Source organism: Pseudomonas sp. SJZ078, from assembly GCF_007828255.1.
Taxonomy (GTDB): domain Bacteria; phylum Pseudomonadota; class Gammaproteobacteria; order Pseudomonadales; family Pseudomonadaceae; genus Aquipseudomonas.
The window spans coordinates 1-15,894 of the sequence record NZ_VIUG01000014.1; the positions used below are offsets into that span (position 1 = coordinate 1).

General features: G+C 59.7%; 22 protein-coding genes. 16 read left to right on the forward strand and 6 right to left on the reverse strand.

Annotation, left to right across the window (positions count from 1 at the left end):
* Positions 1 to 172 precede the first annotated feature (172 nt).
* The 11 genes from FBY02_RS14255 (at position 173) to recX (ending at position 7,611) form a co-directional block, all read left to right on the forward strand.
* Positions 173 to 682: a phage baseplate assembly protein V gene (locus FBY02_RS14255; protein ID WP_144928574.1), complete on the forward strand. Its 510-nt coding sequence runs from the start codon at positions 173 to 175 to the stop codon at positions 680 to 682.
* Positions 682 to 1,080 carry a phage GP46 family protein gene (locus FBY02_RS14260; protein WP_028237197.1) on the forward strand — a complete coding sequence of 133 codons (399 nt, stop codon included), beginning with the start codon at positions 682 to 684 and terminating at the stop codon, positions 1,078 to 1,080. The genes FBY02_RS14255 and FBY02_RS14260 overlap by 1 nt, the downstream gene beginning before the upstream one ends.
* Positions 1,070 to 2,110 carry a baseplate J/gp47 family protein gene (locus tag FBY02_RS14265; RefSeq protein ID WP_144928576.1) on the forward strand — a complete coding sequence of 347 codons (1,041 nt, stop codon included), beginning with the start codon at positions 1,070 to 1,072 and terminating at the stop codon, positions 2,108 to 2,110. The genes FBY02_RS14260 and FBY02_RS14265 overlap by 11 nt, the downstream gene beginning before the upstream one ends.
* Complete coding sequence (locus FBY02_RS14270) at positions 2,098 to 2,697, forward strand: YmfQ family protein (protein WP_144928578.1); 600 nt, start codon at positions 2,098 to 2,100, stop codon at positions 2,695 to 2,697. The genes FBY02_RS14265 and FBY02_RS14270 overlap by 13 nt, the downstream gene beginning before the upstream one ends.
* An 11-nt stretch (positions 2,698 to 2,708) precedes the next feature.
* The gene (locus tag FBY02_RS28400; protein WP_256662520.1) at positions 2,709 to 3,947 is read left to right on the forward strand and encodes a hypothetical protein; all 1,239 of its coding nucleotides are present in this window, start codon (positions 2,709 to 2,711) and stop codon (positions 3,945 to 3,947) included.
* A gap of 9 nt (positions 3,948 to 3,956) precedes the next feature.
* The gene (locus FBY02_RS14280; RefSeq protein WP_144928580.1) at positions 3,957 to 4,388 is read left to right on the forward strand and encodes a DUF4376 domain-containing protein; all 432 of its coding nucleotides are present in this window, start codon (positions 3,957 to 3,959) and stop codon (positions 4,386 to 4,388) included.
* A gap of 108 nt (positions 4,389 to 4,496) precedes the next feature.
* Positions 4,497 to 4,922: a cell wall hydrolase gene (locus FBY02_RS14285; protein WP_144928582.1), complete on the forward strand. Its 426-nt coding sequence runs from the start codon at positions 4,497 to 4,499 to the stop codon at positions 4,920 to 4,922.
* 59 nt (positions 4,923 to 4,981) lie between these two features.
* The gene (locus tag FBY02_RS14290) at positions 4,982 to 5,428 is read left to right on the forward strand and encodes a lysis system i-spanin subunit Rz (RefSeq protein ID WP_144928774.1); all 447 of its coding nucleotides are present in this window, start codon (positions 4,982 to 4,984) and stop codon (positions 5,426 to 5,428) included.
* Between the two features lie 70 nt (positions 5,429 to 5,498).
* Positions 5,499 to 5,999, forward strand: coding sequence for a CinA family protein (locus FBY02_RS14295; RefSeq protein ID WP_144928584.1), 501 nt, complete (start codon positions 5,499 to 5,501; stop codon positions 5,997 to 5,999).
* 83 nt (positions 6,000 to 6,082) lie between these two features.
* Positions 6,083 to 7,135, forward strand: coding sequence for a recombinase RecA (gene recA / locus FBY02_RS14300; protein WP_047701956.1), 1,053 nt, complete (start codon positions 6,083 to 6,085; stop codon positions 7,133 to 7,135).
* A gap of 8 nt (positions 7,136 to 7,143) precedes the next feature.
* Positions 7,144 to 7,611: a recombination regulator RecX gene (recX, locus tag FBY02_RS14305; RefSeq protein ID WP_144928586.1), complete on the forward strand. Its 468-nt coding sequence runs from the start codon at positions 7,144 to 7,146 to the stop codon at positions 7,609 to 7,611.
* Positions 7,612 to 7,656: 45 nt separating this feature from the next.
* On the opposite strand, the gene FBY02_RS14310 is transcribed toward recX, so the two are convergent.
* Positions 7,657 to 8,775: a TIGR00730 family Rossman fold protein gene (locus FBY02_RS14310; protein WP_144928588.1), complete on the reverse strand. Its 1,119-nt coding sequence runs from the start codon at positions 8,773 to 8,775 to the stop codon at positions 7,657 to 7,659.
* A gap of 234 nt (positions 8,776 to 9,009) precedes the next feature.
* Between FBY02_RS14310 and FBY02_RS14315 the strand changes: the two genes are divergently transcribed.
* Entirely contained in the window at positions 9,010 to 9,210 is a 201-nt protein-coding gene (locus FBY02_RS14315) for a hypothetical protein (protein ID WP_024780146.1), read from the forward strand.
* 3 nt (positions 9,211 to 9,213) lie between these two features.
* Here FBY02_RS14315 and FBY02_RS14320 read toward each other — a convergent pair whose 3' ends face one another.
* The gene (locus FBY02_RS14320) at positions 9,214 to 9,636 is read right to left on the reverse strand and encodes a quorum-sensing-regulated virulence factor family protein (protein WP_144928590.1); all 423 of its coding nucleotides are present in this window, start codon (positions 9,634 to 9,636) and stop codon (positions 9,214 to 9,216) included.
* 184 nt (positions 9,637 to 9,820) lie between these two features.
* Here FBY02_RS14320 and FBY02_RS14325 point away from each other — a divergent pair, with 184 nt between their 5' ends.
* From FBY02_RS14325 to FBY02_RS14335, 3 genes are all read left to right on the forward strand, one after another.
* A complete protein-coding gene (locus FBY02_RS14325; RefSeq protein WP_144928592.1) occupies positions 9,821 to 10,567 on the forward strand; it encodes a tRNA-uridine aminocarboxypropyltransferase in 747 nt (248 codons plus the stop codon).
* Positions 10,568 to 10,741: 174 nt separating this feature from the next.
* Positions 10,742 to 11,395 (forward strand): response regulator transcription factor ErdR, encoded by a 654-nt coding sequence (erdR, locus tag FBY02_RS14330; protein WP_144928594.1) that lies wholly within the window; start codon positions 10,742 to 10,744, stop codon positions 11,393 to 11,395.
* A gap of 71 nt (positions 11,396 to 11,466) precedes the next feature.
* The gene (locus FBY02_RS14335) at positions 11,467 to 11,829 is read left to right on the forward strand and encodes a diacylglycerol kinase (RefSeq protein ID WP_144928596.1); all 363 of its coding nucleotides are present in this window, start codon (positions 11,467 to 11,469) and stop codon (positions 11,827 to 11,829) included.
* Here the strand turns inward: FBY02_RS14335 and FBY02_RS14340 are convergent, their stop codons facing one another.
* Entirely contained in the window at positions 11,830 to 12,756 is a 927-nt protein-coding gene (locus FBY02_RS14340) for a LysR family transcriptional regulator (RefSeq protein ID WP_144928598.1), read from the reverse strand.
* 121 nt (positions 12,757 to 12,877) lie between these two features.
* On the opposite strand from FBY02_RS14340, the gene fpr reads away from it, so the two are divergent.
* Positions 12,878 to 13,657, forward strand: a complete 780-nt coding sequence (gene fpr, locus FBY02_RS14345) for a ferredoxin-NADP reductase (RefSeq protein WP_003184787.1) — start codon at positions 12,878 to 12,880, stop codon at positions 13,655 to 13,657.
* A gap of 206 nt (positions 13,658 to 13,863) precedes the next feature.
* Here fpr and tsaA read toward each other — a convergent pair whose 3' ends face one another.
* From tsaA to FBY02_RS14360, 3 genes are all read right to left on the reverse strand, one after another.
* A complete protein-coding gene (gene tsaA, locus FBY02_RS14350; protein ID WP_144928600.1) occupies positions 13,864 to 14,562 on the reverse strand; it encodes a tRNA (N6-threonylcarbamoyladenosine(37)-N6)-methyltransferase TrmO in 699 nt (232 codons plus the stop codon).
* Between the two features lie 68 nt (positions 14,563 to 14,630).
* Entirely contained in the window at positions 14,631 to 15,092 is a 462-nt protein-coding gene (locus tag FBY02_RS14355; RefSeq protein ID WP_144928602.1) for a DUF1456 family protein, read from the reverse strand.
* 58 nt (positions 15,093 to 15,150) lie between these two features.
* The gene (locus tag FBY02_RS14360) at positions 15,151 to 15,861 is read right to left on the reverse strand and encodes an rRNA pseudouridine synthase (protein WP_144928604.1); all 711 of its coding nucleotides are present in this window, start codon (positions 15,859 to 15,861) and stop codon (positions 15,151 to 15,153) included.
* Between the last annotated feature and the right edge of the window lie 33 nt (positions 15,862 to 15,894).

Genomic DNA, 15,894 nt, shown 5'->3' on the forward strand with positions numbered 1-15,894 from the left:
TGAAATCTCCCACGGTCTGTACTGCGGCTAACAGTCAGAATCGAGCCTTGTCCCTCCTCCTCCCTTCAAGTCCTACCATACAAGCGAGCCTGCTCGCGATGACGGCGGCCCAGCCACCGCCAACCTCGACTGACACTCAGCCCGCCCCAACCCGATTTCCGAAGGAACCCCAATGAGCCTACTGACCCGCCTCCTGGCGCGCGGCACTGTCGTGCTCGCCAACTCGGCCTCCAAGCTTCAATCGCTGCAAATGCGCCTTACCGCCGGCGAGGTGAACGACGACATGGAGCACTTCGAACCCTACGGCTTCACCAGCAACCCGTTGGCCGGCGCCGAGGGCATCGCCACATTCCTGGGTGGTGACCGTTCCCATGCCGTGGTGCTGGTGGTCGCCGACCGCCGCTTTCGCCTCAAGGCCCTGGCCCCCGGCGAAGTGGCGATCTACACCGATGAGGGTGACAGGATTCACTTCAAGCGCGGCCGTGTCATCGACGTCGACACCGCCACCTTGAACATCCGCGCCAGCAGCGCGGTGAACATCGACAGCCCCGTGATCAATCACACCGGCAAGATCGTTTCCCAAGGCGACCAGATCGCCGGCGGCATCAGCCAGATCAAGCACGTGCATGTCGGCGTACAGACCGGCAGCGGCCAGACCGGCGCACCGGCGGGAGGTCAATAATGTTCATCAGCCAGAACCTGCATGCCGCGTTGACCCGCTCGGTACTGATCAGCCTGTTCACCTGGCGCCGCGCAGCTGACGACGATGCCGTCGATGACGAGGAACGTTTCGGCTGGTGGGGCGACACTTTTCCTACGGTCGCCGATGACCGCATCGGCTCGCGGCTATGGTTGCTGCGCCGGGTCAAGCTGACCCGCCAGACCCAACTCGATGCCGAGTTCTATGCCCGCGAAGCCCTGCAATGGCTGATCGACGACGGCCATTGCAGTGCCATCGACATCATCAGCGAACGCCTCGATGCCCAGCGCCTGAACCTGCGCACGGTCCTGACCCTGGCTGACGGCGAGCGCCTGGACATCAATCCCGATAACAGTTGGCAGGTGACCTATGCCGTTTGAAACCCCTTCGCTGCCGGTGCTGATCAAACGCACCCAAAGCGACCTGGCCAGCGATTCGCTGCGCCAGTCCGATGCCCAAGTGTTGGCCCGTACCCTCGGTGGCGCCGCCTATGGCCTATACGGCTATCTGGACTGGATCGCCGAGCAGATCCTGCCGGACAAGGCCGACGAATCCACCCTGGAACGCATCGCCGCCCTGCGCCTGAACCAGGCGCGTAAAGCGGCTCAATTGGCCACTGGCAGCGTCAGCTTCACTGCCACGCCGGGCGCGGTGCTGGATGTCGACACGCTGCTGCAATCCGCCGACGGCCGCGCCTACAAAGTGACCAGCGCCCGCACCACCGGCAATGGATTGAACACCACCACCGTTGCCGCGCTGGACGCCGGCAGCCTGGGCAATGCCGAAGCCGGGCTGGTCCTGACCCCGGTGCAGCCGATCCTGGGCGTCGGCAACAGTTTCACCGTGCTGGCGCCAGGCTTGACCGGCGGCGTCGCCCGGGAAAGCCTCGAATCCCTGCGGGCGAGGGTGATCCGTTCCTACCGCATCATTCCCCACGGTGGCTCGGCCCAGGATTATGAAACCTGGGCCCTGGAATGCGCCGGCATCACCCGCGCCTGGTGCCGCGGCAGCTACCTGGGGCCGGGCACCGTCGGTCTGTTCGTCATGCGTGACGACGATCCGCAGCCGATTCCCAATGCCGAGCAACTGGAGGAGGTCCGGGCCTATATCGAGCCCCTGCGCCCCGTCACCGCCGAGGTGCATGTACTGGCGCCGGTGCAGGTACCGGTGACCTACCGGCTGCGCATCACCCCTGACACCAGCACCGTGCGCGCGGCCGTCGAGGCCCAGTTGCGCGACCTGCACAACCGCGAAGCCGGTCTTGGCGAAACCCTGCTGCTGACCCACATCGCCGAAGCCATCAGTAGCGCCACCGGCGAAACCGACCACAAGCTCAGCGCACCAGTCGCTGATGTCGTCGCCGCCAGTAACCAGTTACTGACGTTCGGAGGTTGCACATGGCTGGAATAAGAACCGCCGAGCAATACCAGGCCCAACTACGGAGCCTGCTGCCCAGCGGCCCGGCATGGGACCCGGAGCGGGTGCCGGAACTGGAACAGGTGCTGGAAGGCATCGCCCAGGAGTTGGCGCGTGTTGATACGCGTGCGGCTGATTTGCTCAATGAAATGGACCCGGCGGGGGTGAGTGAACTGGTGCCGGATTGGGAGCGGGTGATGAACCTGCCGGACCCCTGCCTGGGGGCCACGCCGCTGTATGACGATCGGAGGTTGGCGGTGCGTCGGCGGTTGTTGGCGGTGGGTAGCCAGACCGCTGCGTACTACGTGGAGATCGCCAGGAGCCAGGGTTATCCCAACGCCAGCGTTACCGAACACAGGGCACCTCGCATGGGTCGTGCGCGTTTTGGAGAGGCCCATTTTGGCACTTGGCAGGCGCAGTTCATGTGGACCCTCAACGCCGGGGGGCGTCTGTCTCTCGGTCGTCGTTTTGGCGCCAGCTACTGGGGAGAGCGTTTTGGCGTTAACCCGGGGTCGGCGTTGGAGTGCCTGATTCATCGCAGTGCACCCGCGCATACGCAGGTGCATATCAATTATGACTAAGGAGTAAATGGATGGATTATCCAAAAAGCGTTCCCAGTGCAGGGTTGGTGAATGGGAAGTTCGTAGATGAAAATCCGATAACGGGAACGCCGGGGTCTTTGATTCCCGCCCAGTGGGGGAATTCCGTTACTGAAGAGGTGTTGAATGTCATTACTTCCGGCGGACTGACGCCGAGCGAAAGCAATAACGCTCAACTTCTTGCAGCAATCAACACGAAAATCACCAATGCAATTCCCGCGTCGCCACCTGATGCCTCACTCACTCAGAAGGGGCTTGTTGAGTTGGCTACGAACGCAGAGACTCAGTCTGGAGCAGACGCCTTGCGTGTGGTCACACCAGCAGCACTCGCATCTCGTACGGCCACGGAGTCCCGTTCCGGCATAGCGGCAATTGGTACTCAGTTGGTGGTCAATGGAGGCGTTGATGATGCAACAATAGTCAGTCCCAAAAAGCTGGCGCAGCGATTGTCCTTTTTTTTGCCGATTGGATATATGTCCGGTTTGCGCATGTGGAATAGCCCTGGCGCCCCGGCAACCGTTATCAACGTAGACCCGGGTGCAGCAAAGTCTTCTGATGACCTTTTCGATATTGTTCTTCCGAGCAACCTGGCTGCCGGTCTTCTGGCGTCTGGAGCTTGGACGTCGGGTTCCGGCAACCAGAAGCTCGACGTAGGCTCTCGCGCTGCGAACACTTGGTATCACTTGTTCCTGATCCGAAAGGCCGCTGACGGGGTAGCCGAACTGTTGTTTTCGCTGAGTGCTACCGCCCCGACACTGCCTGCCGGATACACCGGGTCGCGGCGTATTGGTTCCGTCAAGACAGACAGCACGGGGAATATCATTCCCTTCATAAACGTTGGGCGTCAGTTTTATTTCTCAACACCGATCAAGGACTTTGTCGGATCTGCTCCAGTCTCTACCACCGGTACCCCGGGATCGGTCACGTTGACCCTGTCTGTGCCGCCAGGTGTAAGAACCAAGGTAATGGCCCATGTCGCCATGAGCGGTACTGCTGGATTCGCTTACATGAGACCGACAGATTCCAGTGCTGTAGCAATGGCGCTTGTTAGTGGGACGATCTCTGCTTGGCAGGCAGGCATTGGTGGAAATACAGCGAACGTCGACTACCTTGCGTTCCCCTTTGAGTGCCTGACGGATACAGCCGCAACGGTGATTCTGCAATGGGCCATGGCATCAAGTGATGGCACTGCTTATTACGCAGTATCGACTTTGGGATATACAGAGCTCTAGGAGAAAAGAATGCCTTACGTTCAAAGAAATGACATCGGTGAGATCATAGGTCGCTTTGCTAATGTTCAGCCTGGCAATGCCGAAGAATGGGTTGAATTGGAGGATATACCGGTCGATTGGGTAGCATTGATCGCGGCCGCTCGTTTCGATTATGAGGTTGCAGGCACTCTTATCAATGGTATGAGCATCTCTACCGACCGAACAACGCAGAACAAGTTGTTTGGTGCGGCGCTGCGCGCTGGTCGCAATGCTGACTACGTAATTGATTGGAAATTGTCCGATGGTTCATTCGTGACGTTGACGTCTGCCGCTATCCTCGCGCTGGCGGATGGTGTCTGTGACTATGTGCAAGCTTGTTATGCCCGGGAGGCCGCACTTCTGATTGCATTGAACAATGGTTCATTTACTGAAGCGATGTTAGAAGAGGGCTGGCCCGTATGAGACGGTTTCCAGACGGTGCTCGATTATTTCCTGATGTAAGAGCAGGCAGTCCCAAGCAAAACTCAAAAACGCCGACTAAGTCGGTTTTTTTATGTCCGGAGAAAAGTAATGACGGTTTCTGAGACGGACCGCGATATTGTCGCACGCACGGTTTGGGGCGAGGCACGCGGCGAGGGCTTCGTTGGTCAGATCGCGGTGGCTTGGACGATCCGCAATCGTGTGAAAGATGGCAAAAGCAAGTCGTGGTGGGGAGACGGCTATGTCGATGTCTGCCTGAAGCCGTACCAGTTCAGTTGTTGGAATAAGAATGACCCGAACTATTCGTTCCTGAGCGGCGCGAAGCCTATTCCACCTAAACAGTTTGCCCAGGCCCTGCGGGTGGCGGAGCTGGTGATCTCCGGCGCCGACCCTGACATTACCCAGGGCGCCACCCATTACTACGCGATCACAATGCCGAAGCCGCCGGTCTGGGCCAAGGAGGCCACGCACACGTTGAGCTTGGGCAATCATCTGTTCTTCAAGGACGTTCCGTGAATCCCTTCTCTTTGAGGCTGGCGGTTGTCGGAGTGCTGGTGCTGCTGGTCGCCAGCTCAATGTGGAAAATCCAGGACTGGCGCTATGGGAAGCAGTTGGCGGAACAGGATCGTTTGCACCAGTCTGACCTGGCCGAAATGAGCAGAGCGGCTGCCGACCAAGCCTTGACAGAGCAGGGTAAGCGTGTGGCCCTGGAAGATAGGCTGTCGGTCAGTGAGCAAACACACTATGAGGTAATGACCAATGTGCAGAAGGATCAAGCTCGCCTGCGCGATCGCCTTGCTACTGCCGATGTCCGGCTGTCAGTCCTCCTCGACGCCAACGATGCTCCCGCCGGTTGTGCGCTGCCTGCCGCCACCGGCACCAGCAGCGTGGATCATGGCGCCCTACGCGCCCGACTTGACCCGGCGCATGCTCAACGAATTATCGCCATCACCGACGAAGGCGACCGTGGATTGATCGCCTTGCAGGCCTGCCAGGCCTACGTCAAGGCGTTGGGTCAGTAGTCCGTCGAGCCTTGCAAGCGGCGAATGCTCGTGTACGGTAGGCTCCATTGCGTCGAATCAGGAGAGCATCATGGACGACATCACCGAGCTGGCAGCTGAACTGGGCAGGCGCCTGCAACTGCTCAATGCCCACGTGACCACGGCCGAATCCTGCACCGGTGGCGGGATAGCCGAGGCAATTACGCGGATTCCGGGGAGTTCGGCCTGGTTCGAGGCGGGCTACGTGACTTATTCCAATCGCCAGAAAACCCAGCAACTGAATGTGCCGCACGAGCTGTTCGAAAGGGTCGGGGCAGTCAGCCGCGAGGTGGTCGAGGCCATGGCGCGGGGTGCCCAGCAGAAAAGCCTGGCGCGGTTTGCCGTGGCGGTCAGCGGCGTGGCCGGGCCGGACGGTGGCTCGCCGAACAAGCCGGTGGGCACCGTGTGGCTCGCCTGGGGCATTGGCGACAGGGTCGTCAGCGAGCAGCGATTCTTTCCCGGCAACCGCGACGAGGTCCGCCGACAGACGGTGAAGGCCGCGCTAGAGGGGCTGCTGCAACATGCCGCCGTAGAAATCTCAAATCAGGGGTAGGCGATCCCGAATCCCTGTGGAATAATACTGGCTACTTATACAGGTGTTGGCCGCCAGGCCTTATTGATTACGTGAGGACTTTAATGGACGACAACAAGAAGAAAGCCTTGGCTGCGGCCTTGGGTCAGATCGAACGTCAATTCGGCAAGGGTGCCGTAATGCGTATGGGCGATCAGGACCGTCAGGCTATTCCTTCCATCTCCACCGGCTCCCTGGGCCTGGACATTGCGCTCGGCATCGGCGGCTTGCCAAAAGGTCGTATCGTCGAGATCTACGGTCCTGAATCCTCCGGTAAAACCACACTGACGCTGTCGGTGATCGCCCAGGCCCAGAAAGCCGGTGCGACCTGCGCCTTCGTCGACGCCGAACACGCCCTGGACCCTGAGTACGCCGGTAAGCTGGGGGTCAACGTCGACGACCTGTTGGTTTCCCAGCCGGACACCGGCGAGCAGGCCCTGGAAATCACCGACATGCTGGTGCGTTCCAACGCGGTTGACGTGATCATCGTCGACTCCGTGGCAGCGCTGGTGCCAAAAGCGGAAATCGAAGGTGAAATGGGCGACATGCACGTGGGCCTCCAGGCTCGCCTGATGTCCCAGGCCCTGCGCAAGATCACCGGTAACATCAAGAACGCCAACTGCCTGGTAATCTTCATCAACCAGATCCGCATGAAGATCGGCGTGATGTTCGGCAGCCCGGAAACCACCACCGGTGGTAACGCACTGAAGTTCTACGCCTCGGTTCGCCTGGACATCCGCCGTACCGGCGCGGTGAAGGAAGGCGACGAGGTGGTCGGCAGCGAAACCCGCGTCAAGGTCGTGAAGAACAAGGTGGCTTCGCCGTTCCGTCAGGCCGAATTCCAGATTCTTTACGGCAAGGGCATCTACCTCAATGGCGAGATGATCGACCTGGGTGTGTTGCACGGTTTCGTCGAGAAGTCCGGCGCCTGGTATGCCTACAACGGTACCAAGATCGGTCAGGGCAAGGCCAACTCGGCCAAGTTCCTGGCGGACAACCCGGACGTTGCCGCAGCGCTCGAGAAGCAACTGCGTGATAAGTTGCTGAGCCCGGTTGCCGACGTCAAGGCATTGGCCAGCCGCGAAACCGCTGACGACATGGCCGACGTTGATATCTGATCGATTCGATGACCGCCGTACTTGATACCCTCGTCGCGGTGCGGCGAACCGCGATGGACCTGCTCGCCAGACGCGAGCACGGTCGGGTCGAGCTGACGCGAAAGTTGCGTCAGCGCGGCGCTCCCGATGACTTGATCGAAACGGCCCTCGACCGTTTGACGGAAGAGGGCCTGTTATCGGAAAGCCGCTACCTCGAAAGTTTTGTTTCTTATCGTGCCCGCTCCGGCTACGGTCCGCTGCGAATTCGTGAGGAGCTGGGCCAGCGTGGTTTGCAACGTCCGGATATCGAACAGGCTTTGCGTGAAAGTGGTATCGATTGGCAGGACCAGTTGACGGATACCTGGCGTCGAAAGTTCTCCGGGCATTTGCCCAGTGATGCGCGAGAACGAGCCAAGCAGGGACGTTTCCTGGCGTATAGAGGCTATTCCATGGAAATGATCAACCGCTTGTTCAGCGGTCGAGGCCTGGATGATTGAATGAAACGGCCCGCTATTTCGATAGCGGGCCGTTTTTTTATGGGTTCAGGTTACCTTGATGGGGTCCCATGTCAGAGGGTGCACCTCGGTGGAGGGCGCGGCCCAGTTTTCCGGCAGGTTGATGTAGTCCACCAGTTCTCTTAATCGCCCCTGGTTGCGGGCGTTGAAATTGAACGCCAGCCGCGTCAAATGACTGAATCGGGCCTCGTCCTGCTCTTCGCTGCTGTAGCCTTGTTGATAAAAGCAGTCATTCAGGCACAGGTCGGCGAATTCGATCTGTATCCGGGCCATGGCCTGTTCGTTGAGCTTATGGTTCATACGGATCACGAACTGATGCTTGAGCCAGCGGCTGGAGTGGAAGTTGCGGTAGAACTGGTTGATTTCCTCCACGGCGTCTTCAGCGCTGTGCACCAGCCGCATCAGTTTCATGTCGGTGGGCAGGATGTAGCGGTTTTCTTCCAGTTGTTCGTGGATGAAGTCCAGGGCGCTTTGCCAGAACTTGCCCCCAGGCGCATCCAGCAACACCACCGGCACAAGGGGGCTTTTTCCCGTCTGCACCAGTGTCAGGACTTCCAGGGCTTCATCAAGGGTGCCGAAGCCGCCCGGACAGAGCACCAGGGCGTCGGCTTCCTTGACGAAGAACAGTTTGCGCGTGAAGAAAAAGTGGAACGGCAACAGGTTCGGCGTACCCTCGACCGTCGGGTTTGCATGCTGCTCGAAAGGCAGGGTGATGTTGAATCCCAGGCTGTGCTCCCGGCCCGCACCTTCATGGGCGGCGGCCATAATGCCGCCGCCGGCACCGGTGATGACCATCATGTCCGAGCGGGCCAGCGCCGCCCCCAGTTCACGGGCCAAGCCATACAGAGGGTGTTCGATAGGCGTTCGGGCCGAGCCGAAGACGGTGACCTTGCGTCGGCCCTTGAACTGTTCCAGCGTGCGAAATGCATGTTCCAGCTCTCGCAGTGCCTGCAGGGTGATCTTGGCATTCCAGCGGTTGTGATCTTCCTGGGCCATGCGCAGCACGGTCAGGATCATGTCGCGGTAGATGGGAAGGTTCGGGCTGTCAGGCGATACCAGGTTGAGTTGCTCTTCGACCTTGCGGGTGAGGTCGTGGCCATGGTTCTCAAAATGACGACTGAGCTGGTCATTCGGTTTATAAGGCATTCAGCTACTCCTTCTTCCTTCTGAATCCTAGACCCTCGCGTTGATCTTCGCTGCCCTGATCATGGCCCTCGAAAGTGACAGTTGGCAACAAGCAGTGAACGACCCACCGCTCGTCTGAATACCGGCCGGGTACGTGCCGCTCTGGTTTACTGATAACAGGCGTGCCATGCAATTCGATGCCCACGGCTGGGCCACGCGATGGATTGAGGTAGATCGGGCAAGGAGGCGGGAAAGATGACCAGGGTGACTCTGGAACTCGACAGGCAGTTGTATCTGGCGCTGTTGGAAGCGGCTCAGGCGAATCGGGTCAGTCTCGAGGAAGAATGTTGCCGCCGTCTGGAAGGCCGGGCCTGGCGCTCGCGCTATCTACAGGCACTGGTGGCAGAACTGCGCGCCGACGATGAGCAGCGGCGCGACAGCGGCCTGTGTGGCTAATGATTATTTCTTGGTCTTGGCCGGTTTCGGGCAATCCGATTCCTGGAAACGTTCGGTGGCCACCGGGCGATTGGTCTTCACCTCGGTGAACTCGTAGCGCATGGTTGCGCCCTTGGCCATCAGTTTGCGGAAACCCGGGTTGGTACAGACCCTGGCACCCAACTGGAAATACACAGCCTTGGGGTCAGCGCGCATTTGCTGGGCATGACTGCTTTGCACACTGAGGTGATTGATCAACTCGGTGCCTTCGACGGTATAGCCCTGGTCGAGAATGTCTTCGTTGATTGCCCGCGGGGTGCCTATGCTGCTTTGCGCGGCGACGTTCTGCAGCATCTTGTTCAGTTCGAGTTCTTTCAGCGAGGCAGCCTGGGCGCTGAAGGACGTAGCCAGCAGAACGGCAACGGTAGGGACGATAAGGCGCAGCATGAAACTCTCCTGGTTCAGTGACGGCTATTTCGACCGGTCACGTGACTGTGCGTTCAGTGGCGGCAAATTATAGGGGAGGCCGGGTGGACGGTACAGGTTTGCGCGCTCTGGTAGACTGCCGGCCTTTATTGCCCTGCCGAGTGTCGTTCGTGTCGAGTTCTTTTGTTCGTCGGCGTTGCCCACGATGAATCATGCCCCTAACGCTGTAGCCCGCTTGCGCGATCAGCGCATCGATGAGGGCATCAAGCCGCTACAGGCCCGTGGCTGGCGTGCGCCCCGATGCAACGCCTGTCGGGTGATCGAAAGCCACTGCCTGTGCGCCTGGCGTCCGAGCGTCGAAACCCGCTCCGGGGTTTGCCTGATCATGACCAACAAGGAAGTGTTCAAGCCGAGCAACACCGGCTGGCTGATCGCCGATGTGGTGCGTGACAACCATGCCTTCATCTGGTCGCGCACCGAAGTCGATCCGCGATTGCTGGCGCTGCTCGACGACCCGCAATGGCAACCCTACCTGGTATTCCCCGGGGAATATGTCGAGCCGTCGCGAGTCACCCAGACGGTGGACCTGGATCGTTCCAGGCGACCACTGTTCATTTTGCTGGATGCAACCTGGACGGAGGCGCGCAAGATCTTTCGCAAGAGTCCGTATTTCGATCGCTTGCCGATCCTCAGCCTGCAGCCCGACAAGCTGTCGCGCTACCGTTTGCGCCGTTCGACCCGCAGCGAACATTTGTGCACCGCCGAAGTGGCGGCGTTGTGTCTTGAGTTGGCTGGGGACACTGACGCCGCGTCGGCTCTGGACGCTTATTTCGATGTATTCAGCCAGCATTACCTGGGTGCCAAGCGGCAGCAGGAAATGGATGTGTCGACACCGGCTCACGCCGAGCTGCAACCCTTCATCCGCGTGCCCCAAGCAGCATCGGCCCAATAGTGGCGCATACTCAAGACAGTGATGGCCTTGCAGCTTGACCGCCCCGGCTTCGCTGGGCATGCTTGGCGCCGACCAGGGAGCGGCCGAAGTTCGAAACGCTGCGCGGTGTCTTGAGTTGTTTTGGCGAGGCGCGATTGCATCGGGTCCCCCCATAAAAACAGGATCATTTGAAAAATGGCCACATACGAAATCCTGATCGCCGATGACCATCCGCTCTTTCGCAGCGCGTTGCATCAGGCAGTGACCCTGGGCCTTGGCCCGGCTGTCCGGCTGACGGAGGTGGCCAGTATTGCGGAGCTGGAGACCCGGTTGACCGAAAAGGCCGACTGGGACCTCGTCCTGCTGGACCTGAACATGCCTGGCGCGTATGGTTTTTCCGGGCTTGTGCTGTTGCGGGGGCAGTATCCGCAGATTCCGGTGGTGATGGTGTCCGCTCAGGAAGAGGCCTCGGTGATGGTCAAGGCCCGGGAGTTCGGCGCCAGTGGGTTCATACCCAAGTCGAGTTCCCTGGAGATGATTCAGCAGGCCGTGAAAAAAGTCCTGGATGGCGACGCCGCCTGGCCGCCCCAGGCGTTCGAAGCGGTGAGCGTGTCCGAGGAGGCCAAGGCGGCCAGCGAAGGCCTGGCCAGTCTCACGCCGCAGCAGTTCCGGGTATTGACCATGGTCTGCGAAGGCTTGTTGAACAAGCAGATCGCCTATGAATTGAACGTGTCGGAAGCCACTATCAAGGCCCACGTGACGGCGATTTTTCGTAAATTGAATGTGCGTACCCGGACCCAGGCGGCCTTGTTGCTGCAACAACTTGAGTCAATTTCACCGCAGTCATAGCGCATTTATTCACGCTTTTTTGACTAGAGTTGGATTAGCTTTCCCACTTCTTTCAATCAGTTGCCCATTCTATGTCTCCTTTTAAAGGCCAAACCGGTCTGAAACGCATCCTGAATGCTTCCGGCTACTCCCTGGATGGCCTGCGTGCCGCCTTCAACGGCGAAGCGGCATTCCGTCAACTGGTGCTGCTCAATGTCATCCTCATTCCGCTGTCGTTCTTCCTGAATGTCAGCCGTGTCGAGCAGGCGCTGCTGATTGCGGTCTGCCTGCTGGCGTTGATCGTGGAGCTGCTGAACTCGGCAGTGGAGGCGGCCATCGACCGCATTTCCCTGGAGCTGCATCCCTTGTCGAAAAACGCCAAGGACATGGGCAGTGCCGCCCAGCTTGTCGCCTTGACCATGATTGCCCTGGTGTGGGGGCTCGTACTTCTTTAATCAGGCAATAGTCGGCAGCACGATTTCATCGCTGCGCTGTGCCCCGGCGGTGAATGCCCGACACAGCTCGAGGAATTCGCGCATCGCCGAGGTCTGGTATTTCTGCTTGTGCCAGATGAAATAGAATTGCCGCGCCAGGTCCATGTCTGGCGTTTCCACCGGCACCAGGCTGCCGCGCCGGAATGCATCGCGCAATGCCAGGCGTGAGATGCAGCCAATCCCCAGGCCGGATTCCACGGCTCGCTTGATGGCTTCGGTGTGTTCCAGCTCCAGGCGGATGTTCAGCGCGCTGCGGTGGTGGCGCATGGCTTGATCGAACGTCAGACGGGTGCCGGAGCCCTGTTCCCGCAGGATCCATGCCTCGTGCGTCAATTCCTCCATGGTCGTCTGACCACGCTTGGCCAGCGGGTGCTGGGGGGCGCAGAACACCACCAGCTCATCCTCGACCCAGCTCTGTACCTCGATGTCCGGGTGGCTGCAATCGCCCTCGATCAGACCCAGATCAATTTCATAATGGGCGACCTGGTGCACGATATTGGCAGTATTCTGCACATGCAGCTTCACCTGGCTTTCCGGATGGCGCTGCATGAAGCCGCCGATCAGCAGAGTCGCCAGGTAATTGCCGATGGTCAGGGTCGCGCCGACCGCCAGTGAGCCGAAGCCGGACTTGCCGTTGAGCAGGTCTTCGATCTCCTTGGCCTGGTCCAGCAGCGCCACGGCCTGGGGTAGCAGCTGTTTGCCCAGGGCATTGAGGCTCAGGCGCTTGCCGGCGCGGTCGAACAACTGGCAGCTGGATTGCCGTTCCAGTTCGGTAATGGAAGTGCTGGCGGCCGATTGCGACAGATTGAGCTGGCCTGCAGCACGAGAGACGCTCTCTTGCTGGGCGACGGCGACGAAGACCTGGAGTTGACGTAGAGTAAATCGCATATCGATATAACCGATAACCCTTATCTTAATAATTCAGTTAACAGATATTGTCGTCGCCATTAGAATGCGATGCAAATGCGCATATAACGACGCAGGCACTATTCCCAGGAGTCCCACGTACATGAGCAACATGAACCACGAGCGTGTCCTCAGTGTTCATCACTGGAACGACACTCTGTTCAGCTTCAAGTGCACCCGCGATCCGGGCCTGCGCTTCGAGAACGGTCAGTTCGTGATGATCGGCCTGCAACAGCCCAATGGTCGCCCGCTCATGCGTGCCTACTCGATCGCCAGCCCGAACTGGGAAGAGCATCTCGAATTCTTCAGCATCAAGGTGCCTGATGGTCCGTTGACTTCCCAGTTGCAACATCTGAAGGAAGGCGACGAGATCATCATCAGCAAGAAACCTACCGGCACCCTGGTGCTGGACGATCTCAAGCCGGGCAAACATCTGTACCTGCTCAGCACCGGTACCGGCCTGGCGCCGTTCATGAGCGTCATCCAGGATCCGGAAACCTACGAGCGTTTCGAAAAAGTGATCCTGTGCCACGGCGTGCGTTACGTCAATGAAGTCGCCTACCGCGAATTCATCACCGAGCATCTGCCACAGAACGAGTTCTTCGGCGAGGCGCTGCGCGACAAGCTGATCTACTACCCGACCGTGACGCGTGAGCCGTTCGAGAATGAAGGCCGCCTGACCGACCTGATGCGCAGCGGCAAGCTGTTCCGCGACATCGGTCTGCCGCCGATCAACCCGCAGGACGATCGCGCCATGCTGTGTGGCAGCCCGAGCATGCTGGATGAAACCAGCGAAGTGCTCAACAGCTTCGGCCTGACCGTTTCTCCGCGTATGCGCGAGCCGGGTGACTACCTGATCGAGCGGGCGTTCGTAGAGAAGTAATTGAAGTATTTGTGCTGGCCGGCAGGCCGCCATCGCGAGCAGGCTCGCTCCCACAGGGTTCTGTGTTGATTCATATCTCAAGAACAACCCTGGACCCTCTGTGGGAGCGAGCCTGCTCGCGATGAAAGCGACTAGGTCCAACTGAAAGCACCAAAAAAGCCCGCGTTGCCTGATAAAGGCAACGCGGGCTTTTTCATTTCTGCCGGTTATTGCCGGACGGGAATGACCTCCAGCACCCGGATCAACCCCGGTTGCGGGTAATGCCAACGGACATCCAGGTCCCAGAACTGCGCACCATATTCCCGTTCTGCTGTAGGAGCCTGGTACGCCGGGCGTGGATCTTGAGCCAGACATTGTTCGATCAGTTCCACCAAGGGTTCCTCCAGGCGCATGGCGTGGTCTCGCGCCTGAAGCAGCGCTGAGTCCGTCCATTGCACCGGAATCAACTCAGGTGCCGCGCTGGCGATGTGATTGGTCGCCGAGCCGATGATGTCGGCGTAGGGCACATAGGGCTTGACGTCCAGCACCGGCGTGCCGTCCAGCAGGTCGATGCCGGAGAGCCACAGCCGACCGGCTTCGAGCCGTTCCAGCTTCACCACGGATTGGCCGATGCCGTTGGGGCGATGGGTGGCGCGGGTGGCAAACACCCCCATGGACCTGTTGCCGCCCAGGCGCGGCGGGCGCACCTTCAATCGGGGCTTGTCTTCCAGGGTCTGGTGAAACAGGAACAACAGCCAGACGTGACTGACGTGCTCCAGGCCCTGCACCGCATCGCCCTGATCGAACGGCGCCACCAGCTCCAGCACACCCCGTGCGGCTGGGGCCAGCTGCGGTTGGCGAGGGATGGCGAACTTCTCCTTGAAGCAGGAGCGGACGAAGCCGATGGGGGACACGTTGTAGGTCATTGCAGCCTCAAGCCTCAAGCTTCAAGCTGCAAGTGAAAAGCTTGTCGCTTGAGGCTGATAACTGTGGTTTAAGCTCTGACGCGCAGCGTCAGCCCCTTGAGAAAGTTGCGCAGCAACTGGTCGCCACACGGACGGTAGTTGGTGTGGCCGAACTTGCGAAACAGGGCGCTCAGTTCCGGTTTGGACACCGGGAACTCGGCGGCCTTGAGGATCGCATGCAGATCGTCCTCCTTCAGCTCGAAGGCCACCCTCAGCTTCTTGAGGATGATGTTGTTGGTTACCGGTACTTCGATGGGTTGTGGCGGGCGACTTTCGTCCTTGCCACGCTTGAAGATCACCAGGCCATCGAGAAAGTGCGCCATGACCTCGTCAGGGCAGAACACAAAACCTTCTTCTTCATCCTTCTTGAGATAACCCGCCAGGTCCGCGAGGGACACTTCCAGGCCGCCCAGCTTGATGATCTCGATGACTTTCTTGTCGCTGATGTCGAGCATGTAGCGCACGCTGCGCAGTACGTCGTTGTGAATCATGTGTGCAATCCTGATCGATCGGCAATGGGCGCCCCAGCCGGCTGCGGCACCGAAAAAATTAGAATTTCTCTTTGGCGGACAGGTAGCGCCACTGGCCCAGCGGTACCTTGCCGATGGACACGCCGCCGATGCGGATACGGCGAATGGCGACCACCTTGAGGCCAACGGCCTGGCAGAGCAGGGCGAGGATGCCCGGTTGCGGGTTTTTCATGGCGAAGCGCAGGCGGTTCTCGTTCTGCCAACTGGCCTTGACCGCCGGCAATTCCTTGCCTTTGTAGGTCAGGCCATGGTTCAGGCGATTCAGACCATGGGCGACCATTTCGCCTTCGACTTCCACCACATATTCCTGCTCGATCTTGGCGGCGTCGGCGGTGAGCTTGCGCAGGATCTTCCAGTCCTGAGTGAACACCAGCAGCCCGCTGGCGTTGGCCTGCAGGTCGGCGCTGGCGCTCAGGCGCAGGAAATGCCCCTTGAGCGGGCGCTTGCCGAAGCGGTGTTCTTCGCTCAGTGTCTCCGGCTTGAGGGTAGCCATCGCCGCCTCTGGATCCATGCCGGCCGGGACGTTCAGCAGGATCGTCACCGGTTCCGGCGCGGTGGCCTTGGCTTCGGGGTCGAGCTCGACGTGCTGGGCGCCGACCTTGAATTGCGGCTCGTCGACGACTTCACCGTCCACGGTGACCCAGCCACCTTCGATGAACAGCTCGGCCTCCCGACGGGAACAGCCGACAAGCTCGATGAGGCGTTTGGAGAGGCGAATCGGGTCAGTCATGACAAGGCCGTAACAAAAAGAGGGTGGACATTG